Annotated in this window: 17 protein-coding genes; 4 read left to right on the forward strand and 13 right to left on the reverse strand. The window is 66.2% G+C overall.

The window, feature by feature from the left end:
• Nucleotides 1–18: 18 nt before the first annotated feature.
• Complete coding sequence (locus tag J2S97_RS07175; RefSeq protein WP_307047951.1) at nucleotides 19–966, reverse strand: hypothetical protein; 948 nt, start codon at nucleotides 964–966, stop codon at nucleotides 19–21.
• 279 nt (nucleotides 967–1245) lie between these two features.
• On the opposite strand from J2S97_RS07175, the gene J2S97_RS07180 reads away from it, so the two are divergent.
• Nucleotides 1246–2076: an HAD-IIA family hydrolase gene (locus tag J2S97_RS07180; RefSeq protein ID WP_307047954.1), complete on the forward strand. Its 831-nt coding sequence runs from the start codon at nucleotides 1246–1248 to the stop codon at nucleotides 2074–2076.
• A gap of 9 nt (nucleotides 2077–2085) precedes the next feature.
• On the opposite strand, the gene J2S97_RS07185 is transcribed toward J2S97_RS07180, so the two are convergent.
• The 3 genes from J2S97_RS07185 to J2S97_RS07195 form a co-directional block, all read right to left on the reverse strand.
• The gene (locus J2S97_RS07185; RefSeq protein WP_307047956.1) at nucleotides 2086–3126 is read right to left on the reverse strand and encodes a thioesterase domain-containing protein; all 1041 of its coding nucleotides are present in this window, start codon (nucleotides 3124–3126) and stop codon (nucleotides 2086–2088) included.
• 51 nt (nucleotides 3127–3177) lie between these two features.
• Nucleotides 3178–3771, reverse strand: a complete 594-nt coding sequence (locus tag J2S97_RS07190; RefSeq protein ID WP_307047958.1) for a hypothetical protein — start codon at nucleotides 3769–3771, stop codon at nucleotides 3178–3180.
• 153 nt (nucleotides 3772–3924) lie between these two features.
• Nucleotides 3925–4707 (reverse strand): GAF and ANTAR domain-containing protein, encoded by a 783-nt coding sequence (locus J2S97_RS07195; RefSeq protein ID WP_307047960.1) that lies wholly within the window; start codon nucleotides 4705–4707, stop codon nucleotides 3925–3927.
• Between the two features lie 221 nt (nucleotides 4708–4928).
• On the opposite strand from J2S97_RS07195, the gene J2S97_RS07200 reads away from it, so the two are divergent.
• A complete protein-coding gene (locus tag J2S97_RS07200) occupies nucleotides 4929–6215 on the forward strand; it encodes a serine hydrolase domain-containing protein (RefSeq protein ID WP_307047962.1) in 1287 nt (428 codons plus the stop codon).
• A 19-nt stretch (nucleotides 6216–6234) separates the two neighbouring features.
• On the opposite strand, the gene pyrE is transcribed toward J2S97_RS07200, so the two are convergent.
• The gene (gene pyrE, locus J2S97_RS07205) at nucleotides 6235–6807 is read right to left on the reverse strand and encodes an orotate phosphoribosyltransferase (protein WP_307047964.1); all 573 of its coding nucleotides are present in this window, start codon (nucleotides 6805–6807) and stop codon (nucleotides 6235–6237) included.
• Nucleotides 6808–6988: 181 nt separating this feature from the next.
• Here pyrE and J2S97_RS07210 point away from each other — a divergent pair, with 181 nt between their 5' ends.
• Together J2S97_RS07210 and J2S97_RS07215 are read left to right on the forward strand one after the other, a co-directional pair.
• Nucleotides 6989–7945: a dihydrolipoamide acetyltransferase family protein gene (locus J2S97_RS07210; RefSeq protein WP_307047966.1), complete on the forward strand. Its 957-nt coding sequence runs from the start codon at nucleotides 6989–6991 to the stop codon at nucleotides 7943–7945.
• Entirely contained in the window at nucleotides 7942–8184 is a 243-nt protein-coding gene (locus tag J2S97_RS07215; RefSeq protein ID WP_307047968.1) for an acyl carrier protein, read from the forward strand. The genes J2S97_RS07210 and J2S97_RS07215 overlap by 4 nt, the downstream gene beginning before the upstream one ends.
• Here J2S97_RS07215 and J2S97_RS07220 read toward each other — a convergent pair.
• The 8 genes from J2S97_RS07220 to J2S97_RS07255 all read right to left on the reverse strand — a co-directional run bounded on the left by J2S97_RS07220 (nucleotide 8163) and on the right by J2S97_RS07255 (nucleotide 20180).
• Nucleotides 8163–9410 (reverse strand): FAD-dependent oxidoreductase, encoded by a 1248-nt coding sequence (locus J2S97_RS07220; protein ID WP_307047970.1) that lies wholly within the window; start codon nucleotides 9408–9410, stop codon nucleotides 8163–8165. The two genes, J2S97_RS07215 and J2S97_RS07220, sit on opposite strands and share 22 nt — an antisense overlap.
• Before the next feature lie 101 nt (nucleotides 9411–9511).
• Nucleotides 9512–11812 carry a gluconokinase, GntK/IdnK-type gene (locus J2S97_RS07225; protein WP_307047972.1) on the reverse strand — a complete coding sequence of 767 codons (2301 nt, stop codon included), beginning with the start codon at nucleotides 11810–11812 and terminating at the stop codon, nucleotides 9512–9514.
• A 13-nt stretch (nucleotides 11813–11825) separates the two neighbouring features.
• Nucleotides 11826–13055 (reverse strand): D-mannonate dehydratase ManD, encoded by a 1230-nt coding sequence (gene manD, locus J2S97_RS07230; protein WP_307047974.1) that lies wholly within the window; start codon nucleotides 13053–13055, stop codon nucleotides 11826–11828.
• A 35-nt stretch (nucleotides 13056–13090) separates the two neighbouring features.
• On the reverse strand, nucleotides 13091–14575 hold the full coding sequence (gene uidB / locus J2S97_RS07235) for a glucuronide transporter (protein WP_307047976.1): 1485 nt from the start codon (nucleotides 14573–14575) through the stop codon (nucleotides 13091–13093).
• Between the two features lie 258 nt (nucleotides 14576–14833).
• Entirely contained in the window at nucleotides 14834–16267 is a 1434-nt protein-coding gene (locus J2S97_RS07240) for a mannitol dehydrogenase family protein (RefSeq protein ID WP_307047978.1), read from the reverse strand.
• Complete coding sequence (gene uxaC / locus J2S97_RS07245; protein WP_307047980.1) at nucleotides 16264–17670, reverse strand: glucuronate isomerase; 1407 nt, start codon at nucleotides 17668–17670, stop codon at nucleotides 16264–16266. The genes J2S97_RS07240 and uxaC overlap by 4 nt, the downstream gene beginning before the upstream one ends.
• Nucleotides 17671–17752: 82 nt before the next feature.
• Nucleotides 17753–18814 (reverse strand): LacI family DNA-binding transcriptional regulator, encoded by a 1062-nt coding sequence (locus J2S97_RS07250; RefSeq protein ID WP_307047982.1) that lies wholly within the window; start codon nucleotides 18812–18814, stop codon nucleotides 17753–17755.
• Between the two features lie 199 nt (nucleotides 18815–19013).
• Nucleotides 19014–20180, reverse strand: coding sequence for a Gfo/Idh/MocA family protein (locus tag J2S97_RS07255; RefSeq protein ID WP_307047984.1), 1167 nt, complete (start codon nucleotides 20178–20180; stop codon nucleotides 19014–19016).
• Nucleotides 20181–20201: the final 21 nt, after the last annotated feature.

The raw sequence follows: 20201 nt of genomic DNA on the forward strand, positions 1-20201 counted from the left end.
GACGGATGCCGGACGGATTTAGCCGTCCAGCTTCCAGCGGTTGGCGCGGTACGAGTTGCCGATCTTCTCCAGCAACTCGGGGTTGGCGCTCCAGTAGCTCTCGTGGCCGCTGACGCCCATCATCTGCGGCGTGCCCCACGGAGTCACCGTGAAGAGGTTGACCGCCCGGATGGCGTCACCCCCGGCGTTGGTGCAGGTGAACCCGACGACGACGGCCGCTGCGCGGCGGAACTCCCGGATTTCCGGTGCCGTCGCCGCAAAATTGCTGACGCATTTGTGGCCCACGAGGTGCTGCGGGAGTTCAGCGGCGGGGATGGCCTTGAGCTTTGCCTCAATGTCCTTGATGGCTGCCTGGACCTTTGCAGGCTCCTTGCCGTATTTGCCTTCCTCGGCTTCGGCGAAGAAGGCGAAGGCCGTGGAGATGCCGTCACCGTCGCGGTCATCGGTACCCCTGGCGACTTGCTGCATGGGGGCGCCGGTGGCCGGGTCCGTGGTGATCCCGAAGGTCTCGTCGCTGCTCCACGACGCCAGGTAGGTGAAGGAGGATTCCCCGGTGACAAAGCGCTTGAAGAGCGGGTCGTCGGCTGCCGGAACGTTGGCCGGTCCCTGCAGTTCGTCCCATCCCTGGGGAAGCGGGAACGCCCCTGCCGGCATGTCGTCCGAGCCTTGCTCCTCCGACGGTGCGGCGGATGCCTCGGGGGAAGCGCTCTCCTCCGCCGCCTCCGATGACGCGGCGTCAGAGGACGTTGCCGCGGGGACAGGATCCGCTTGCGGTTCGCTGAATGCCGGGATGACCCAAACGAACACGGCGACCAGCGCAATGATCACGGCGGCGGCGACGGCGCCCAGCACAATGATCAGGTTCTTGTTGTTGCGCGGCTCCTGAGCGGACTGCCCCGGGAAGTTCTGTATGGGGTGGGGCTGCTGCGGGTGGGGCGGCGGCGGTGCGCCGTAGTTGTTGCTCATTGCGGGCCCTTTCAGGTGCTTGCTGGCATCCTGCGGTTCCCGGGATGCCTGGTGATGTCCGGCGGCGGGGACCTGCCGGCACGGGCCGGCACAACAAGCCACCGCAGACATCCCCCGATCCGCGGCCGCTGGCACTGGTGCCAGCTATGAGCCTAGTGGAAATAACGGCTTCGCGGCGCGCGAGGGGCGGTCCGTCATTCTTCGGGCACCGGATGTTCCGGTGCCCGAAAAATGACAGACTGGGATCCGCAACCGGCCCATCAGCGTTGGAGGATCAGCATGGCAAAGTCAGACGAAGTACGTTCATCGGCAGCGGTTTACCGAAGCGGCCAGGAAATCGAGTGCTGGCTGACGGACATGGACGGCGTTCTGGTCCACGAAAACCAGCCCATCCCCGGCGCAGCGGAACTGATCCAGCGCTGGGTGGACACCTCCAAGCGCTTCCTGGTGCTCACGAACAACTCCATCTTCACCCCGCGCGACCTGGCTGCCCGCCTGCGGTCCTCCGGGCTGGAAATCCCGGAGGAGAACATCTGGACCTCGGCCCTGGCCACGGCACAGTTCCTGAAGGACCAGGTGCGCGGTTCGGATTCCGGCAACCGTGCCTACACCATCGGCGAAGCAGGACTCACGACGGCGCTGCACGAGGCCGGCTTCATCCTCACCGACCAGAACCCGGACTTCGTGGTGCTCGGCGAAACGCGCACTTACTCTTTCGAGGCAATCACCATGGCCATCCGGCTGATCCTGGCTGGGGCCCGCTTCATCGCGACCAACCCGGATGCCACCGGCCCGTCCAAGGACGGCCCGATGCCCGCCACCGGAGCCATCGCGGCCCTGATCACCAAAGCCACCGGCCGCGAGCCCTACATTGTGGGCAAGCCGAACCCCATGATGTTCCGTTCGGCCATGAACCAAATCGACGCCCATTCCGAGACCACGGCAATGATCGGCGACCGGATGGACACGGACATCATCGCGGGCATGGAGGCGGGGCTGCACACTGTGCTGGTCCTCAGCGGAATCACCCACAAGGACGACATTGCCGCCTACCCCTTCCGGCCCAACCAGATCCTGAACTCGGTGGCTGACCTCAAGAACCAGATCTAGCCTCACGGCTCAGAACGCGGTCAGCTTGCCGCCGCCCGAAGGCAACGGGAAGATTTCATCCTGCAACTCTTCCACGATGGGCCGGTAGACGAACGGATTCCACTGCGGGCTGGCATGCGCCGGCAGTGCGTCGTCGGTGCGCCGGTCGTTGGACACCATGTTCGCGGCAAACGTCTGCGCCCACGATTCGCGGGCCGTCTGGTAGTTCACCGTGCCGTCGCGAGGGTTTCCGATGAAGGCCATCCGGGTCGCACCGAGCTTGCCGGCGAACCGGGTGGCGTCGAAATGGTAGATGTAGGCCGATTCGGACTGGATCAGCACGCTGGACGGAGCGATCGGCGACAGCTGCTCCAGGCTCTGGTCCACCACCTGGCGCCAGGTCCGTTCGTCCTTGTGCGCGATGCGTTCGCCGAGCTCATATCCGCCGCGCAAAACGGTGGGGACGCGGAACCCGCCTTCGTAGAGGACAACCACACCTTCGAACCAGCTCTGGTCCAGCACGTCGAACTTGCTGTAGGGGCTGGAGTCAAGCAGGATGAACTCCACTTCCACGCCGTGCAGCTCGAGCAGGCGGGCAGCGACCTGGGTTGCCACCATCCCCCCGAAGCTGTGGCCGTAGAAGTACAGGCTGGTCAGCTGCTTTGCCCGAACGTGCTCGATCACCTCAATCACGATCTGGTCAATGTCCAGCCCCTCGTTGGAATACCCGACGGCGGCAAGCTGGCCGCGCTGGCGCAGCGTGCCGCGCAGGGAGTTGAGGATCCACTGGGCCTCCTCCCAGCTCGTCTTGTAGCCGGGGAACAGGATCCAGCTGGAGTGCGGGTAGTAGCTCTCCGCAAAGTCGTCGCCCACCGTCAGGATCCTGTTGGTCCGCCGCTCGGCCTGGACGTGCCGTGTGAAGAACATGTCGGCGGCCAGCAGGGATGCCGCACCCGCGCCGACCAGGAAATTCCGGCGGGAAAATCTCTTGAGTTCGGCGGCATGCCTGAGGAGGCGGCCCTCGGCTGATCCGGGGCCGCCCTCGGGGTGTGGCTCCTGGGCACATGGCACACCTCTACCGTAGCCACAGGGGAAGCCGGATATAAAACGCGATGAATGGTACTAGTTCGCATTCCCGGACGGACGGGCAGGAACGGCGCCCGCGGCGCCCTTCCGGCCGGCGCTGGAGCTCTCCCGCCGGGAAATTTCCCGGCCGATCGCATCGTAGCGCGCCAGCAGTTCGGTCCCGGCGATGGCGGCGGGATCGTCCAGCATTCCGAACACGGAGTCGCTGGCCGCAAGGAGTTCGTCGTCCGAGTACAGGGCTAGCGGACCGCAGCCCGAGGGGTCAATGGACGCCGCGAACTCACCGGTGATTTCAAGGGTCCTGGGACCGGCGCCGGAATCTGAAGCAAGGTCGTCCCGCTGTGGAATGAAATCCAGCGAAACCCCGGATCCGGTGGACACGCCGCCTTCGCTGGCGCCGCCGTCGATCGCGTTGAGGTCGTTGCGGAGCCCGACGAGGGCGGCTGATTCGACGAAAGCAGCGTGGGAGAAGTCCACGCGGATGTGGGCGGTGATGCCCATCCGGCGGATGCGGCGAATAACCATCACAAGGGCGGGGCGGGAGTCGTTGTTGAGGCTCCCCCGGACGTCAATCCGGACAACATCGGAGGTGACGTCGAGCTTAACGAGGGCGTGAAGTTTGCGGTCCATAGGTACTCCAAAAAAGGGTGTCTATGGCCGACGGCTCAACCTTGGCCAGCGTATCCTCCGCGCGCCGCCAGCACAAGCTTGCAGGCCGGGCTCAGGACTGGCGCGGGACTGATGCGGACCAGGGCCGGATTCGATGCCGTGTGCAGCACCGGGCTAACTTGCCTGGGTTCGGCCCTGTCCACGGTTCTGGCCCTGCCCAGGCTCCTCGAAGTGGGTGCGCGTTTCCGTGCCTCCCACCGAACCCACCAATGACTTGGCGATGTCCCGGAGCTTGACGTTGCTGTTGCTGGATGCTTCCGTCAGGATCTGGACCGCCGCCTCCTGACTGCAGCGGTTCTGCGCCATGACGATGCCCACGGCGATATCGATCGTGGTCCGGGACTCCAGCGTGGCCCGGAGGTTGGTGGCGCTGTCCGTGTGCAGCGAAAACCTGACGGCCAACCGCAGCGCCTGCGAAATTTCGCGCGTGTAGCCCCTGGCGCGGGCCGCTGCCTTCTCGTCGAACTTGTGCGGCACGTCCGAATAGAGGTTCAGCGCGGCCTTCGCGTCGCCCTGAAGGTGGAACGGGAGTGACAGCACCGACCGGAGCCCGTGCGAGGCAACGGCATCGGCGTAATCGGGTCCCCAGCGGTCCTCGTCGAAGAGGTCCGGAACGTGGACTTCCCGTTCCTCCTCAGCAGCCGTCAGGCACGGCCCCTGGGACAGCGAATACTGGATCTCGTCCACCTCGCGCGCGGAATCACTGCTCCAGCCGATGGTGGCCGCCTTGCGGTCCCGGAGTAGCGTAATGCCGCACAGCGCGTCGTCGCCATCGCCCGCCATCTGGTGCGCGGAAAAGCGCGCCAGCTCGTTGAGGAAGTCCTCGAAATCCGCACTCTCCAGGATGAGGTTCTGGATCTGGTCGACGGTGGTGGGGCTTGGGTTGGACGGGAGCATGGCGCGTTTTCTCCAGGGAAAGGTTCCGGGGTCGTAAGGCAAATGGTAAGCCACCGGCGGAGGCCCGTCCACGCAGGGTCAGCTCCGGGAAGCCCGTCTTCGACGGCGCCAACGCAGATTTGGGGCATGTATTGACTCCGGCAGGGCGCATGGAAGCATAAAAGTGTCGGGACAGCTCCGCTTCCAGGCGTGCTGGGAACCGGCAGATGGAAGGTTGCCTGATGGATGCGGCTCGCGTTGGCGGATCGTCGTTCCGTGGCGCCGCATTGGCCGTCGCCGTTGCATCCGGCATGGTGCTCGGCGGATGCACTTTCGATCCGGAGCCTGTCCCCTCGGAGCCGACATTTCCGACGACGGCACCCCCGCCGTCGAAACCCCCGACGCAGGGGCTCCCGTCTCCGATCAAGCGGCCGGCGATACCCACGCGCGAGCTGAAGGCCCACCTTGAGCAGTACAGCCAAAGGCTGATCGACGCCGGCGCCCCCGCGGTCCTCCTCGAACTGCGCGTCGGCGCGGAGGTCTGGACTCATGCCGCGGGTGTCCGGAACGCCGCCGGGGAACCTGCAAGGGCCACCGACCCCGTCCACGTCGGCGACATCACGCAGCCGCTGGTGGCCGTTTCTGTCCTGAAACTTGCGGAGGAAGGCAGGCTTTCCCTTGACGAACCGGCCAGCACGTACGTGCCGGAGCTCCAAAGCCTGCTGCACCAACCCGAGCCCTACACCGTGCGGCGGCTCCTCGGCCACACCTCCGGCATGCCCGACTACTACGCCGCCCTGCTGGGTTCCGTTCCTCCGCGGCAGGCGCTCGCCACCCGGCTGAGCCCTGAAGATAAGCTCGCGTTGGCCGCAACCCTCCCCTGGGAGCGGCGCCGCGCCCAAACCTTCAGCTACTCGAACTCCAACTACATCGCCCTCGGCCTGATCGTCGAACGCCTCCGGGGACGGCCGCTCGCTGACGTCCTGTGGGCCGACGTCTGGCGGCCCTTGGGCCTCGGCGGCACCCGGCTGACGGCCGATGGGCCGGGACCCGACGGCATGGTGCACGGCTACACGCTCATCGATGGTGAGCACGTGGACACCACCCATGCCGCCCTGCACAATGGCTCCGCCGCCACCGGCCTCGTGTCGACGGTGGCGGACCTGAACACGTTCTTCGACGCCCTGTTGGACGGCCGGCTGGTGCGGCGGGACCGCGTGGCGGAAATGCAGGGACCCGTCCACGCCGAATACGGGCTCGGCCTGTTTCAGTGGAACGACAGGTGCACGAACGGCTTCTACTACGGCTATGTCGGCGATGTCCCGGGATACGGTACCGTCGCCATGGCCAGTGCCGACGGGAGCCGGCGGCTTGCCTTGGCAGTGGCATACCCGCCGCTGCCGTTCCCCCAGGACACAACCGCGCGAGGCGCGAACGCTGCCCTTGCCGGGATGACCCAGGTCGCGGAAGACGCCCTCAACGGCAGCTGTCGCCTGGGTGGAGATGTCTGGTTCGGGCAGGGGACTTGAAGGTCCGAACCGGAATCCCCTAGCTCAGGCCGAGTTCATCCTTGCCGAACGCGAACAGGTACGGAACACCGGTCTCGGCTTCGATCTTTTCCTTGGCCCCGGTGTCGCGGTCCACGATGACGGCGACGGCGACTACGTTGCCGCCGGCGTTGCGGACACCTTCGACGGCGGTCAGCGCGGAACCTCCCGTGGTGGACGTGTCCTCGAGCACCAGGACCTTGCGGCCCTCCACCGACGGCCCTTCCACCTGGCGGCCCATGCCGTAGGACTTCTGCGCCTTCCGGACGACGAAGGCATCGACGTTGCGGCCGGCGTCCACGGCGGCATGCATCACTGCGGTGCCCACCGGGTCGGCGCCCATGGTAAGTCCGCCGGCGCACTCAAAGTCGATCCCGGCGTCGTCAATCAGCGAGAGCATGACCTGGCCTACCAGCTTGGATGCTTCGTGGTGCAGGGTGATGCGGCGGAGATCGATGTAGTAATCGGCCTCGGCTCCGCTGGACAGGATCACCTTGCCGCGGACCACGGCGAGTTCCTTGATGAGTTCAAGCAGGCGGGCACGGGCGGCAGTGGCATCAAGCGGGGCAGTCATGGGGTCCAGTTTAGTGGGTCCGTGATTTGTGACGGCGCGGCCAAGGGACTTTCTACTCTATGCAGCTTCCCCGGGGAGGAGTCGGATGGAGTCATGACGGCCGGAACCGCACCGCTCACCAGCTGGCCCGCATTTTCCATTGATGGCCGAGGCCTCCCGGCCCGGCCCCCAGCAGCGGCATATGGGTGAATTTAAGCTGCCTTCCCTAGGCGCGGATCTGGAGCACGGCAAGCTTGTGGAGTGGCTCATTGAGCCTGGCGACCACGTGAGCCCGGGAGATTCGGTGGCAGTGGTCGAAACCGACATGACCACCCTGGATGTGGAAACCCAGCAGGAGGGCGAGGTAACCGAACTGCTGGTGGATATCGGGACGACGGTACCGGTTGGCGCCCCCATGGTCCGGATCACGGAAGCCGAAGAAGAAGCGGTTCAGCCTGAATCAGTGTCCGTTCCGCCGTCCGAGACGCAGGACCGGGCGTCAAGCCTCCGGCGGGCGACGGGGTCGCTGATGTCCCGCTCCAAGAAGGCCATTCCGCACTATTACCTCAGCACCACCCTGGACCTGCGTGCCGCCTTGGAGTGGATGCAGCTGGTCAACCGGCAGCGGCCCGTGGCTTCGCGGCTAGTCCCCTCGGCCCTGCTGCTGAAGGCAACCGCGCTGGCAGCCCGCGAGGTTCCCGAAGTCAACGGCTTCTTCACCGACGGGATGTTCCGGCCGAGCAGCTCCGTGCACCTCGGCGTTGCCGTGGCCCTGCGGCACGGCGGCCAGGTTGCCCCTGCCATCCACGACGCCGACACCCTGGCCCTGGACGTCCTGATGCAAAGGCTGCGGGATCTGGTCAGCCGGGCGCGGGCAGGTCGCCTGCAGCGCACCGAAATGGCCGATCCGACCATCACCGTCATGAATCTCGGGGACCTCGGCGTGGAATCCGTATTCGGCGTGATCTACCCGCCGCAAGTGGCCATGGTGGGCCTGGGCCGAATGATGGAGCAGCCCTGGGCGCACGACGGCCTGCTGGGTGTGCGGCCTGCCGTCGCGGCCACGCTGTCCGCCGACCACCGTGTCAGCGACGGTCTCCGGGGCGGCCGGTTCCTGGGGCGCATCGGCGAACTGCTGCAGAAACCGGAGGAGCTATGAACGAGCAGGACGCCCGGCTGGCTGTACATACGGCCATCGGCCAGGTTGCCCCGGACGTGGATCTCGACGGCCTCGATGAAGAGTCCCGGCTGCAGCAGGACCTCGAACTCGACTCGCTGGATTTCCTGCGGCTCCTGGAGGCCATCGACGAGTCCACCGGCGTCGATATTCCCGAGCGCGACTACACCGCTGTGGCCACGGTGAAGAGCCTGATCGACTACCTGACCTCCCGCGGCTGACCGCGGCGGGCGAAGCCCGGCGCGTGCTCCGGCCGGGGCCCGAAGGCAATAAGGCGCGGCATGAGCCTCGTGACCGCCGGAAAGTGCCTGGCCATGAACAACACCACGGAAGGAACCCCGGACCTCCGTCCGGCGAACAATGGAACGAACACTGCCCGGTGCATGATGCGCTGGACAGTCTGGACCACGAAGGTGGGCATCCGCCGTCGCCGTTGCACCGCAGCGAGGTGCTGCACTGTCACTTGCCCCCGAAGGAGGGCCGGCGCGAGCCGGGCCGCCGCAGCCACCGCGTCCTGGATGGCCAGGTTGATACCTACGCCGCCCGCCGGGGACATCGCATGCGCGGCGTCGCCGATGCACAGCAAGCCATCCACATACCAGCGCCGCAACCGGTCCAGCCGCACGTCAAGCATGTGAAGGTCATCGAGCGAACGGATCGAGTCCACCCGGTCCGCCAGGTCGGGACGGAGTGCCGCCACCCGCTGACGGAACCGCTCGACGCCCTCGCTCCTGATCCTCGAATCTGTGCCTTTGGGACCCAGGTAGCCCATCTGGTAATAGTCATCACGGAACAGCGCGATCATGGCTTCGCGGTCCTTGAAGGCCGGAACGATGCCTGCCACCGCGCCCTTCTCCGAGGCATGGCGCGGGAGCTTGAACCACCAGGTGTCGAACGGAACGGGGAATTCCTTCGGCTGCAATCCGGCTGCCCGGCGCAGCACGGAGTAGCGTCCGTCCGTGGCCACCACGAGGTCCGCCAGGAGCGCGCCTTCGGAACCCTGGCGCGTCCGGTAGCGGACGCCGGTGACGCGACCGCCGTCGGACATTAGCGATCTGGCTTCATGCTCCATCAGGAGGGTGAAGGTGGGCTCACGCGCTGCTTCGCCGGCCAGGAAGTTCAGGAAATCCCACTGGGGCATCATGGCGATGTAGTTGTACGGGGGCTTCAAGGAGGCAAAATCGCCGAGCGTCAGCATCCGGCCGCCCGGGAGCGGGATGGCGGCGGCGTTCAACCTGCTCTGCGGAAGTTTCCTGAATGCGTCCCCCAGTCCCAGCTCGTCAATCAGCCTGATGGTGGATGCATGCACGGTGTCGCCGCGGAAGTCCCGCAGGAAGTCGCCATGCTTTTCGAGGACGGTGACCTCCACACCGGCCCGTGCCAGGAGCAGCCCCAGCATCATGCCCGCCGGTCCCCCGCCCACTACAACGCACCCCGTTCGCTCCATGCACCAACGCTACGCCCCGGGCATGCGGGAGCACAGAGCGCGAACGGACACTTAAGCCCCGGATTGCAGGGCCGCAAGTGTCCGTTCGCGCTGTTGCCCGGTCAGAGCCGGGTGTCGAAGGAATCGCAGAAGACGTTGTCGTTGAACGTTCCCTGGAATTCCGACTTGCCCATGATCTTTTCGATGGTTGCCCGAATGGCCTCGGGCGTTCCGGCGTGGGCGTTGATGGCGGTCTTCACCATCGGCACGTCAATCAGGTGGTTGGGCTGATTGAGCGAAACGAACACGGTGGGGACCTCGGTGACGTACCACGGGATCTCCGCGGCCATCGGGGTGGACCACTTGATCCGGATGGCAGCCTCCTGGGCGAAGCCCTTGACATTGGCGAACACAAAGGCGGCGTCGTACTTGTCCGCGTAGTCGCCGGTGGCTTCCTCGGAGATGATCGACATGAAATTCACGCCGGTCTCCCCCGCCGCCTCCCGCTGGTCCGCCGTCTTGAACAGGTACACCTCGAAGCCGGCTTTTTCCAGTTCGGTTTTGACGGTGTCCAGGTAGGCGAGCGGGTCAGCACGGGTGAAGTCCGAGCCGCCGGAGATGCCGTACAGGCGGATCCGTTTGTGCGTCTCCGGCGTGATGGGCAGGTTGCTGGCCGTGTCCTTGATCAGGGTGACCGTCTTGTCCGCAATCTCGGCCGCGATGGCCCGGTGGGCCTCGCTGCCGATCTTCGCCAGAGCTTCAACCGGCGGGACCAGCTCCGCGGCCGGCTTAAGGTGCAGGCCGAGGCTTGCCTTGAGGGCCAGGATCCGGCGCAGCGCGTCGTGCAGGCGCTGTTCGGTGATGACGCCGGATTTGTAGCCGTCCATCATGTACCCGAAGTCCTCGGCCGGGTTGCGGAAGAACAGGAACATGTCGCAGCCGGCGGCGATGGTGGCCGGCACCAGGTCCTTGCGTTTCATGGCCTGGGTCAGGCCAATCATCTGCGAGGCATCCGTGAGGATCAGCCCGTTGAAGCCCAGCTCGCCGCGGAGCAGGTCCTGCAGCAGTTCCGGGGACAGTGTGGCGGGCAGGATGTCCTTGTCCGCCGTGCCCGGGCGGAAATGCCGCGTCAGCTCCGGTGCCCCGATGTGCCCGATCATGATGGACTGCACGCCGTGCCCGATCATCTCGCGGTACACGTGCCCGTAGGTCCGGTTCCACTCCTCGTAGCCGAGGGTGTTGTAGGAGGTGACCACGTGCTGGTCGCGTTCGTCCATGCCGTCGCCGGGGAAGTGCTTCATGGCGCAGACGGTGGGTGACTCGCTGATGCCGTCGAAGTACTCCTTGGCGCGTTCCACCACGATCTCCGGCGTGTTGCCGAAGGCCCGGGTGGAAATGACGGTGTTCCGCCAGTTGTAGTGGATGTCCACGATCGGCGCGAACGCCCAGTTGCAGCCCAGCGCCGCGGTTTCCACCCCCGCCACCTGCCCCATCTGACGGGCAATGGCCTTATCCGGGTGCGAGCCGGCCTGCAGGTGCGTCGACACGAATGTTCCGTCGTCGCAGCTTCCGGCTCCCCCCATTTCCGGGTTGGAGGCCACCAGCAGCGGGATGCGGGTCTTGGACTGTGCGTAGCGGATGTGTTCCTGCACGGCAGCGGAGGGACCCGGCCGGTAGCGCATGCCGCCCACGTGGTAGGTGTCCAGGACGCCGTCGAGGTACTCCGGGGAGTAGTCGTTGTTGTGGTTGATGAACAGCTGCCCTATTTTTTCCTCGAGGCTCATGCCGGCGACTGTGGATTCCACCCACGCAACGGCTTCGTCGTCGAGGTTGAACGGCGCGGCTTGGAGGTCGACGTCGAACTGGCGCGGTTGGGTGCCCGGGGCACCGGTGCGGTTGCCTGCCGAAGCCGTGGAACCGCCGACGCCGGCAATACCGGCGAGCGCCTCTGTCACCACCTGGTTCACCGGGGCGGCGATGTCCACCACGATTCCGGCTTCGTCAGCGTCGAGCGGCTCCAGGGTTGCGAGCTGTGAATCGAGGAGGGCAGGCGGCATGAAGTGGCCGGAACGCCCTTCAGTCCGTGCCCTCAGCACCTCTTTGCTGCCGTGCAGGTGGAGGAACACCGTGTCCGGCGCCTGTTCCCGGATGGCGTCCCGGTAGCTGCGCTTGAGCGCCGAGCAGGCCAGCACCAGGCCGCCGTTACCGGCCTCCGCGAGTTCCCTTCCCACCGTGGCCAGCCAGGGCCAGCGGTCCTCGTCTGTCAGGGGCGTTCCGGCCGCCATTTTGGCGACGTTCTCCACAGGGTGGAGGGAATCCCCGTCGAGGAACGGTACGCCCAGTTCGCGGGCCACAAGGTCGCCGATGGTGGTCTTGCCGCAGCCGGAGACGCCCATCACGACGATGCGGTGCTTGGTGCTCATCAGGGGTTCCTTATCACCAGTCATGAACGGTGCCGTCCACCAGGCGGTTGTAGGGCAGGTAGGCCTGCTGGTACGGGTACGTGGCCGCGGCCTCTTCGTTGAATTCGACGCCGATGCCGGGCTTGTCGCCCGGGTGCAGGTAGCCGTCCACGAACGTCATGGACTGCTCGAACACCGTGTTGGTGGCGTCCGAGTGCTGCATGTATTCCTGGATGCCGTAGTTGTGGATGGCCAGGCCCACGTGCAGCTGGGCGGCGAAGCCCACCGGGGAGATGTCGGTGGGGCCGTGGAAGCCGGACTTGATCTGGTACTGCGCGGCGAAGTCCATGACCTTCTTCAGCGGCGAGATGCCGCCGAAGTGCGTGGAGGCGGCCCGGACGTAGTCGATCAACTGTTCCTTGATGATGGTCTGGTAGTCGTACACGGTGTTGAAGATTTCACCGATGGCCAGCGGGGTGGTGGTGTGCTGGCGGACCAGGCGCAGTGCCTCCTGGTTTTCGGCCGGGGTGCAGTCCTCCAGCCAGAACAGGTCATAGGGCTCGAGTGCCTTGCCGAGCTTGGCAGCCTGGATGGGCGTCATGCGGTGGTGGCCGTCGTGCAGCAGCGGCAGCTCGGGGCCGAATTCGTTCCGGACGGCTTCGAACACGGACGGAAGGTGGCGCAGGTACGCCCGGGTGTCCCAGTCCTCCTCCACCGGGAACGCGCCGCGGCCGGCGGGCTCGTAGTCGTAGCGCTCGCCCGAGGCCTGGGCCTGGGCGGCAACCCCGTACACGGCCTTGATGCCCGGAACGGCGGTCTGGATCCGGACCGACTTGTAGCCGAGTTCCAGGTGCTCGCGGACCGAATCGAACAGGGACGGGATGTCCGCGCCGGAGGCATGGCCGTAGGCGCGCAGCCCGTTCCGGGATGCCCCGCCCAGAAGCTGGTAGACCGGCATGCCGGCCATCTTGCCCTTGATGTCCCAGAGCGCCATGTCCACCGCGGCGATAGCTGCCATGGTCACCGGCCCGCGGCGCCAGTAGGAGCTGCGGTACAGGAACTGCCAGGTGTCCTCGATCCGGTGCGGGTCCTTGCCGATCAGCAGCTGCGCGACGTGTTCCTTGAGGTACGCGGCCACGGCAAGCTCGCGGCCGTTCAGGGTGGCGTCACCGATGCCGGTCACGCCATCCTCCGTGGTGATCCGGAGGGTCACGAAGTTACGGGACGGGCTGGTCACGAAGACTTCCGCGGCAATGATTTTCACAGCTATTCCTTTCGAGCGGGGCTGGGTCGGGGAACTTAGTTGGAGGTGGCAGCGAGCGGCTTGGCGGCCGGTGTAGCCTCGGCGGCGCCGGACGGTTTGGCGGCCGACGGGTCGGCAGCCAACGGGTCGGCGCCGGACGGGGAAGCGCCGGACGGGTCACTTCCGGAGGCACCGTCTTGCGTCTTTTCTCCGTCCACGCGGCGGGCCCGGATCTCCGCCAGGATCTCGGCGTGCATGGCGTCCGTCAGCTTGTACTTGGACATGACCAGGACGGCCAGGATGGTCAGCACGGCCGGGATGGCGCCGGCGGCGAGCTGGATTCCGAACACGGCGTCAGCCGTCTGCACGGCTCCGGATTTGTAGCCGCCCAGCGCCAGGGCATAGGCGGCAAGCGCTCCGCCCACGGCCTGGCCGGTCTTTCGGGTGAAGGAGAACAGTGCGTAGGTGATGCCTTCGGTGCGGACGCCGGTCCTCCATTCGCCGTATTCCACGGTGTCTGCTTCCAGTGCCCACACCACGATGTTGACGGCAAGGACGCCCACGAGGCTGATCACGAGGCCGGAGAAGCCGATCCAGACCTGGCTGGCAGGGGTGAGGAAGATGATGGCGCCACCGATGACAGTGAGCAGCGACGAGTAGATGTAGACGCGCTTCTTGCCGATGGCCCGGACCAGCCTGGGCATGAACGCGGCCAGCACGAACGTGAAAACCAGCTGGATGATGGAGAGCACCGGGTACAGGTCAAGGCGTCCCAGGACGTCGCGCAGGTAGTACAGCTGCACCGACGTCAGCGCCAGGTAGCCGGAGAGGAAGAAGAAGGAGCTGATGCAGAGCATCAGGAGCGGCTTGTTGCCTTTCAGGGTTTCCATGCTCTGCTTGACCGAGACGTTCGGGACGGCGCGGTGGACGCGCTCCTTGGCGGTCAGGACCGTGAAGAAGTAGAGGGCGGCGCCGATGGCCACGAACACCAGCGTGATGGTGGTGAAGGTGCCCTGCAGGTCAGCGCCGGGCTTGATGAGCGGTGCCACGAAGATGCCGAGGGCCGAACCCACCAGCAGGCCGCCCACCATGCGGGCCGATCCCAGCTTGGCGCGCTCCCCCGGTTCCTGGGTCATGGCGCCGGCGAGCGAGCCGTAGGGGATGTTGACCAGGCTGTAGGCCAGTCCAAGTGCCGCGTACGTAACGTAGGCGTAGAGCAGGGTTCCCGACTCGCCCAGCTGCGGGACGGAGAAGGTTGCAACGCTCAGGAGCAGCAGCGGGATGGAACCGAACATGATGAAGGGACGGAACTTCCCGAAGCGCTTGCTGAAGGTGCGGTCCACCATGCGGCCGGCAAAAACATCGGCGAAGGCGTCAAAGATCCTGACGACGAGCAGCAGGGTGCCTGCCGCGGCGGCCGAGATTCCGGCAACGTCCGTGTAGTACACGAGCAGGAACATGGTGGCGGTGGTGAAGGCGAGGTTGTTGGCTGCATCTCCGGCGCCGTAGCCGACGATGCTTAGCTTGCTCAGCTTTTTCATGATTGGGCTCCTTTACCCGGTGCCGCCCCCGAGGAGCCGGCGAAAAAATTTGAAAATGCTTGGGGTGGTGATGCTGTGGAAGTCTGTGGCCTCCGGCGGGTGCGATTCCCGGGATGCCGGTTTGGCTCTTGTTGTAATCCTAATCACTTGGCAATCATTTGGCAAGCGGTTGCCATTATTTCCTTGAAAGTTCATCAAAACACAGCTGCCCGGCACCCGGATCACGGGGGCCGGGCAGCAGTGCATGCACGGAGGACGTTACGGGGAGACAGCCAGCTCGCCGAACGTTCCGCACAGGTCTTCAATCAGCTCGACGACGGCGGCGTCCCCGGCCAGCGCCGGATCCACCAGGCCCAGCAGGGCCCGGACCCGCTCCGCGCCGCTGAGCCGGTTGGCTGCGGCCACCTTGCCAGCCAAAGGATCCTGGAACGAGGCGGCTGCAGCGCTGTAGTCCATCCAGGCGGCAATCATGAGCGCGGCGGCCGCGCCGGACCTTCCGGCGGCACGCTCCGCCTGCACCACCGGAACGGCACGCATCCGCAGCTTGGTGCTGCCGTCCATCGCGATCTGCGCGAGGTGGTGGGCAATGCGGGCGTTGCTGAAGCGTGCCAGGAGGGCAGCGCGGTAGGCAGGTATCTGCAGGTCCGCAGCATTTCCGTCCGGCCCGGACAAGTTCGCTTCCGCTTCGTCCCAGAATTTTTTGATGGCCTGCAGGCACAGCGGGTCCGCCAAAGCGTCGGCCACGGTTGTGTGGCCGCGGAGCTGGCCGGCGTAGGCCAGCAGCGAGTGCGCGCCGTTCAGCAGCCACAGCTTGCGGTTCTCATACGGCTCGATGTCTGCCACGAACACGGCACCGGCGTCTTCCCAGCGCGGCCGCCCGGTAGGGAAGTCCCCACTGAGCACCCAGTTGGAGAAGGGCTCGGCCACCACGGGTGAATTATCGCGGTAGCCGCACGCGGCCTGGACGGCGGCAATGTCCGAATCCGTTGTTCTCGGAGTGATGCGGTCCACCGAGGTGCTGACGAAGCTGATGTTGGCGTCGATCCACCCGGCCAGGCCGGCGTCCCATGCTCCCGCCATGCCCACCACGGCGTTGTGCGCCACGGTGCCGTTGTTGGAGAGGTTGTCACAGCAGACGACGGCGAGCGGTCCCGCGCCGGCAGCCCTGCGGGCGGCGAGGGCCAGCACAAGCCGGCCCAGCGGCGTCGTCGGGTTTCCGCTACCGGATGCCAGCAGCGCAAGGTCGGCAACGACGTCGGACGCCGTCCGGTCGAGGTGCCCGTCGGCGCCGAGCCGGTAGGCCGCCTCGGTGATGGTCAGGGTGACGACGGCAGTGGCGGGAGCGGCAACCAGTTCGGCCAGCCGCTGCACGTCGGCGCCGTCCACGGCCTCCACGATGCTGTTGACCACGGTGAAGGAGTCTCCGCCGTCGGCGCGCTCCACGACGGTGAAGAGCCCGTCCTGTTCAGCGAGGGCCAGAGCGGCGTCGGGGCGGCGGCCGGTGAAGGCGGCGATGCCCCAGTCCGCGGCGTCGGATGCCTGGTGGGTAAACCAGGCCTGGTGCGAGCGGTGGAAGGCGCCGAGCCCCAGGTGGACGACCCGCACCGGCGCCTTGGCGGACGGGCGCAGGCGGCGGTTGAGTGGGGGAAGGTCGACGGCGGATTGCGCCTCAGGCTGCAGTTCGATGCTCATAGCTTGAACACCCTTCGGGGTGAGCCGTCGACGAGGTCGACGATCAGTTCATGGGCGCGGTCCTCGCCGACGCGGTGCTCCGCTACGAGCCTCGCCAGGAAGGAGGCCTCGATCCGGCGGGACGCATCGTGGCGGGCCGGGATGGAGCAGAAGGCGCGGGTGTCGTCGATGAAGCCCGACGAGCGGGAGAAGCCGGCCGTCTCGGTGACTGCCGAACGGAAGCGCAGCATGGCGTCCGGTGCGTCCAGGAACCACCACGGGGCGCCGAGGTAGACGGACGGGTAGAAGCCGGCCAGCGGCGCGAGTTCGCGGGAGAACACCGTCTCGTCCAGGGTGAAGAGCACCAGGTGGAAGTCCTTGGCGGTGCCGAAGTCCTGCAGCAGCGGGCGGATCGCCTCGGTGTAGTTGACGGCGAACGGGATGTCGTGGCCGGTGTCGGCGCCGTAGGTGTTGAAGGTGGGTTCGTGGTGGTTGCGGTACGACCCCGGGTGGATGGTCATGACCAGGCCGTCCTCCACGGACATCCGCGCCATCTGGTACATCATGTGGGCTTCGAAGTCTTCGCGGTCCTGCGGCGTGGCCTGGCCCGAGCGGGCGCGGTCGAACAGCTTCGCCGCATCGCCGGCGTCGAGCTTCAGCGTGGCGGGAGTGCGGACGCCGTGGTCGGCCGAAACAGCGCCGTGTTCCACGAAATAACGACGCCGGTTCTCCAGCGCGGTGATGTAGCCGGCATAGCCGGTGGCGCCGTCGCCCGCTGCCGCGATGAGCCGGTCGACGTTCGCGGACCAGGTGGGGTGTGCGATGTTCAGGTAGGCGTCCGGGCGGAAGGTGGGAAGGACGCGTCCGTGGAACGTGGGGTCCTCGGCGATCGCCTTGTGGCTGGCGAGGCTGTCCAGGGGATCGTCCGTGGTGGCCAGCACCTCGATGTTGAAGTCCTTGAAGAGCTGGCGGGGCCGGAAACCCGGCTCCAGCAGCTTGGCAGAGATGGCGTCGTAGCTGGCATCGGCGGTTTCGGCGCTGATCTCCTGCTGAAGGCCGAAGACGCTGTCGAACTGCGTGCGGAGCCAGTAGCCGGAGGCGGTGCCCTCGAACAGCGGCCAGGCCCGGCAGAACTCGCGCCAGACGGTGCGGGAGTCCGGTTCCGAGTCATTCGAGCCGCGCAGCCGGTCCAGCGGGACGCCGCTGGCGTGGATCAGCCGGGTGACGTAGTGGTCCGGGCTGACCAGCAGCGCTGCCGGGTCCGGGAAGGGGGTGTTGTGCTCGATGACTGCGGCGTCAACGTGCCCGTGCGGGGAAAGGATGGGCAGGTCCTGGACGCGCTGCAGGAGGTCGCGCGCAATGCTGCGCGTTCCGGGATCCGCGGGCAGGAGCCGGTCTGGGTTGGCTGCAATCGACTGTGACATAGCTCAATAGTCGGGCCTGTCGCAGGCTTTTGTCAACCGGTTGCCATAAATTGCCATCCGGGTTGCGGACAGCATCCGTTACCTAGCCCGCGGGCAGGAGCCGTCCGCTCGAGCCGCGCAGCACCAGCTCCGTTTCGACCCGGAGCGTCGCGGCAGGCTCGCCCGTGCCGTGCAGGAGATCAAGCAGCAGTGTGGCAGCGCCCGCGCCGCACTCCCCCAGCGGGGAACGCACGGTGGTGAGCGGCGGTGTGGTGAAATCCGCCCCGAAGATGTCGTCGAAGCCCACGATGCTGATGTGGTCCGGGACCACCATGCCCGCTGCCTGGAGTTCCTGCATGAGGCCGATGGCCAGGAGGTCGTTATAGGTCAGCACCGCCGTGGCGCCGCTGGCCCGGACGTCGCGCGCCACCTGCCTGCCGCCGTCGACCGTGGGTTTGGTGGACTCCAGCCGCACGGCCTCGAGCCGGGACCACTCGCAGGCCGCCTGCACGCCTTCCCAGCGGCGCGCGGACATCCAGGACTGCGGCGGCCCGGCAACAAAGGCAACCTTCTGGTGCCCGTTGGCGGCCAGGCTGCGGACCGCCTCGCTGATGCCCTTGTTCACGTCGGGAACCACGCACGGCACGCCGTCGACCTCGCGGTTGATGACCACCACGGGCTTGTCGCGGGCGAGCGTGCGGATGTCGTCGTCGTCCATGCGCGGGCTGGCAAGGATGAGGCCGTCCACGGTGGCCATCATCCGGCGGGCGGCGGTCAGTTCGGTGACGGCGGACTCGGCGGACTCGGCCAGCACCAGGGTGTAGTCCCGCAGCGTGGCGGTGGTTTCCGCTCCGCGGATGATGTCGAAGAATGTGGGGTTGGTGATGTCCGCGACGATCAGCCCGAAGGTGTTGGTGCGGCCGGTGGGGAGCGCCCGGGCGAACGGATTGACCTGGTAGTTCAGTTCGGCGGCGGCATCCTCGATGAGTTTCTGCGTCTTGGCGCTGACCCGGCCCGGCTTGCTGAGCGCACGGGAAACCGTGGACGGATTGACGCCGGCAACCTTGGCAATGTCGTAGATGGTGGCGTTGGGCTTGCCGTCCCGGGCGTGCTTTTTGGCCGGCACACGTGTTGCGGCAACTTCCGGCATCTTGGGTTCAGTCACCGCCCCATCCTACGAGGAAACAACCCAACTAGGTCGCAGTTAATGTCGTTATGGGCGCCCATAACGACATTAACTGCGACCTAGTTGGGCTTTACTTGGCCAGCGGTTGCCGGAGTGATGGTTGCGGGTCCGGTTGGCGGGCTGGGCTTCCCGGGGTGGGCTGGGCTTCCCGGGGTGGGCTAGGCTTCCCGCGGGTGGGCTAGGAGCGCTCGGGGAACTTGCCTTCGTCCGCGATGCGCTTGTTCAGCTCGGCGAGGAACTCGTCCTCGTCGAAGTCCAGGCCCACCTCCGTGCCGGTCCAGCTGGAGAGGTGGATAGCGTTGGCCAGGCGGACGCCGTTGATTCCGTCCGATCCCGGGGCCAGCAGCGGGGTGCCGTCCAGGATGTTGGCCGCGAAGTTCTCCAGGACGCCGGCATGCTGGCCGCCCCAGACGGATTCGAACTCGATAACCTCGGTGGAATAGTACTGTTCCGGATTCAGCTCGCCCATAAAGAGCTTGCGGACATCGTCCATATCCATGGCGTCGCTGAGTTCACGCTCGGGCTTGACCAGGCGCGTGACGGTGGCAGTCTTGGAGTTTTCGACGACGATCTTGCCCTGGTCGCCCAGGATCTCGAAGCGATCGGTCCCCACAAGGTCGTGGGTGGCAGTGACGAAAACGCCGGTGGCGCCGTTGCCGTAGTCCACCACTGCAGTTACTTCGTCCTCGACGGCGATGTCGCGGCGGAAGCCGTACGCAACCTTCGAATAGACGGACTTCGGCACTCCACAGATCCACTGCCACAGGTCCAGCTGGTGCGGTGCCTGGTTGACCAGGACGCCGCCGCCTTCGCCGCCCCACGTGGCGCGCCATTCGCTGGAGTTGTAGTAGCCCTGCGGCCGCCACCAGTTGGTGATGATCCAGTTGGTGCGGCGGATGCTGCCGATCTCGCCGTTCTCGACGATCTCCTTGAGCTTCCGGTACAGCGGGTTGTTGCGCTGGTTGAACATGATCGCGAAGGACAGATCGGGCTTGCTTGCGGCAAACTCGTTGAGCTCCTTGACCTGCTTGGTGTAGACGCCGGCCGGCTTCTCCACCAGCGCGTGGATGTTGCGCTTGAGCGTCTCGATGCCCATTTCGGGGTGCAGGAAGTGCGGAACGCAGGTCACGACGGCGTCCACGTCGCCGCTTTCCAGCATGGCGATGTAGTCGTCGTAGAAGGGCGCATCAGGGTATGTGGCCGAGGCAACGTCCTTCTTCGCGGGGTCGGTGTCGCAGATGGCACCGATCTCCATATTGGGTACCATGCCGTCCGTGATGAACCTGGCGTAGGCGCCGCCCTGCTGGCCCAGGCCGATGATGCCGAGGCGTACTTTCTTGCTCATTGTTGAATCTCCGTATTCTTT

Origin of the sequence: Arthrobacter oryzae (assembly GCF_030812315.1) — a bacterium.
GTDB classification, from domain to species: Bacteria; Actinomycetota; Actinomycetes; order Actinomycetales; family Micrococcaceae; genus Arthrobacter; species Arthrobacter oryzae_B.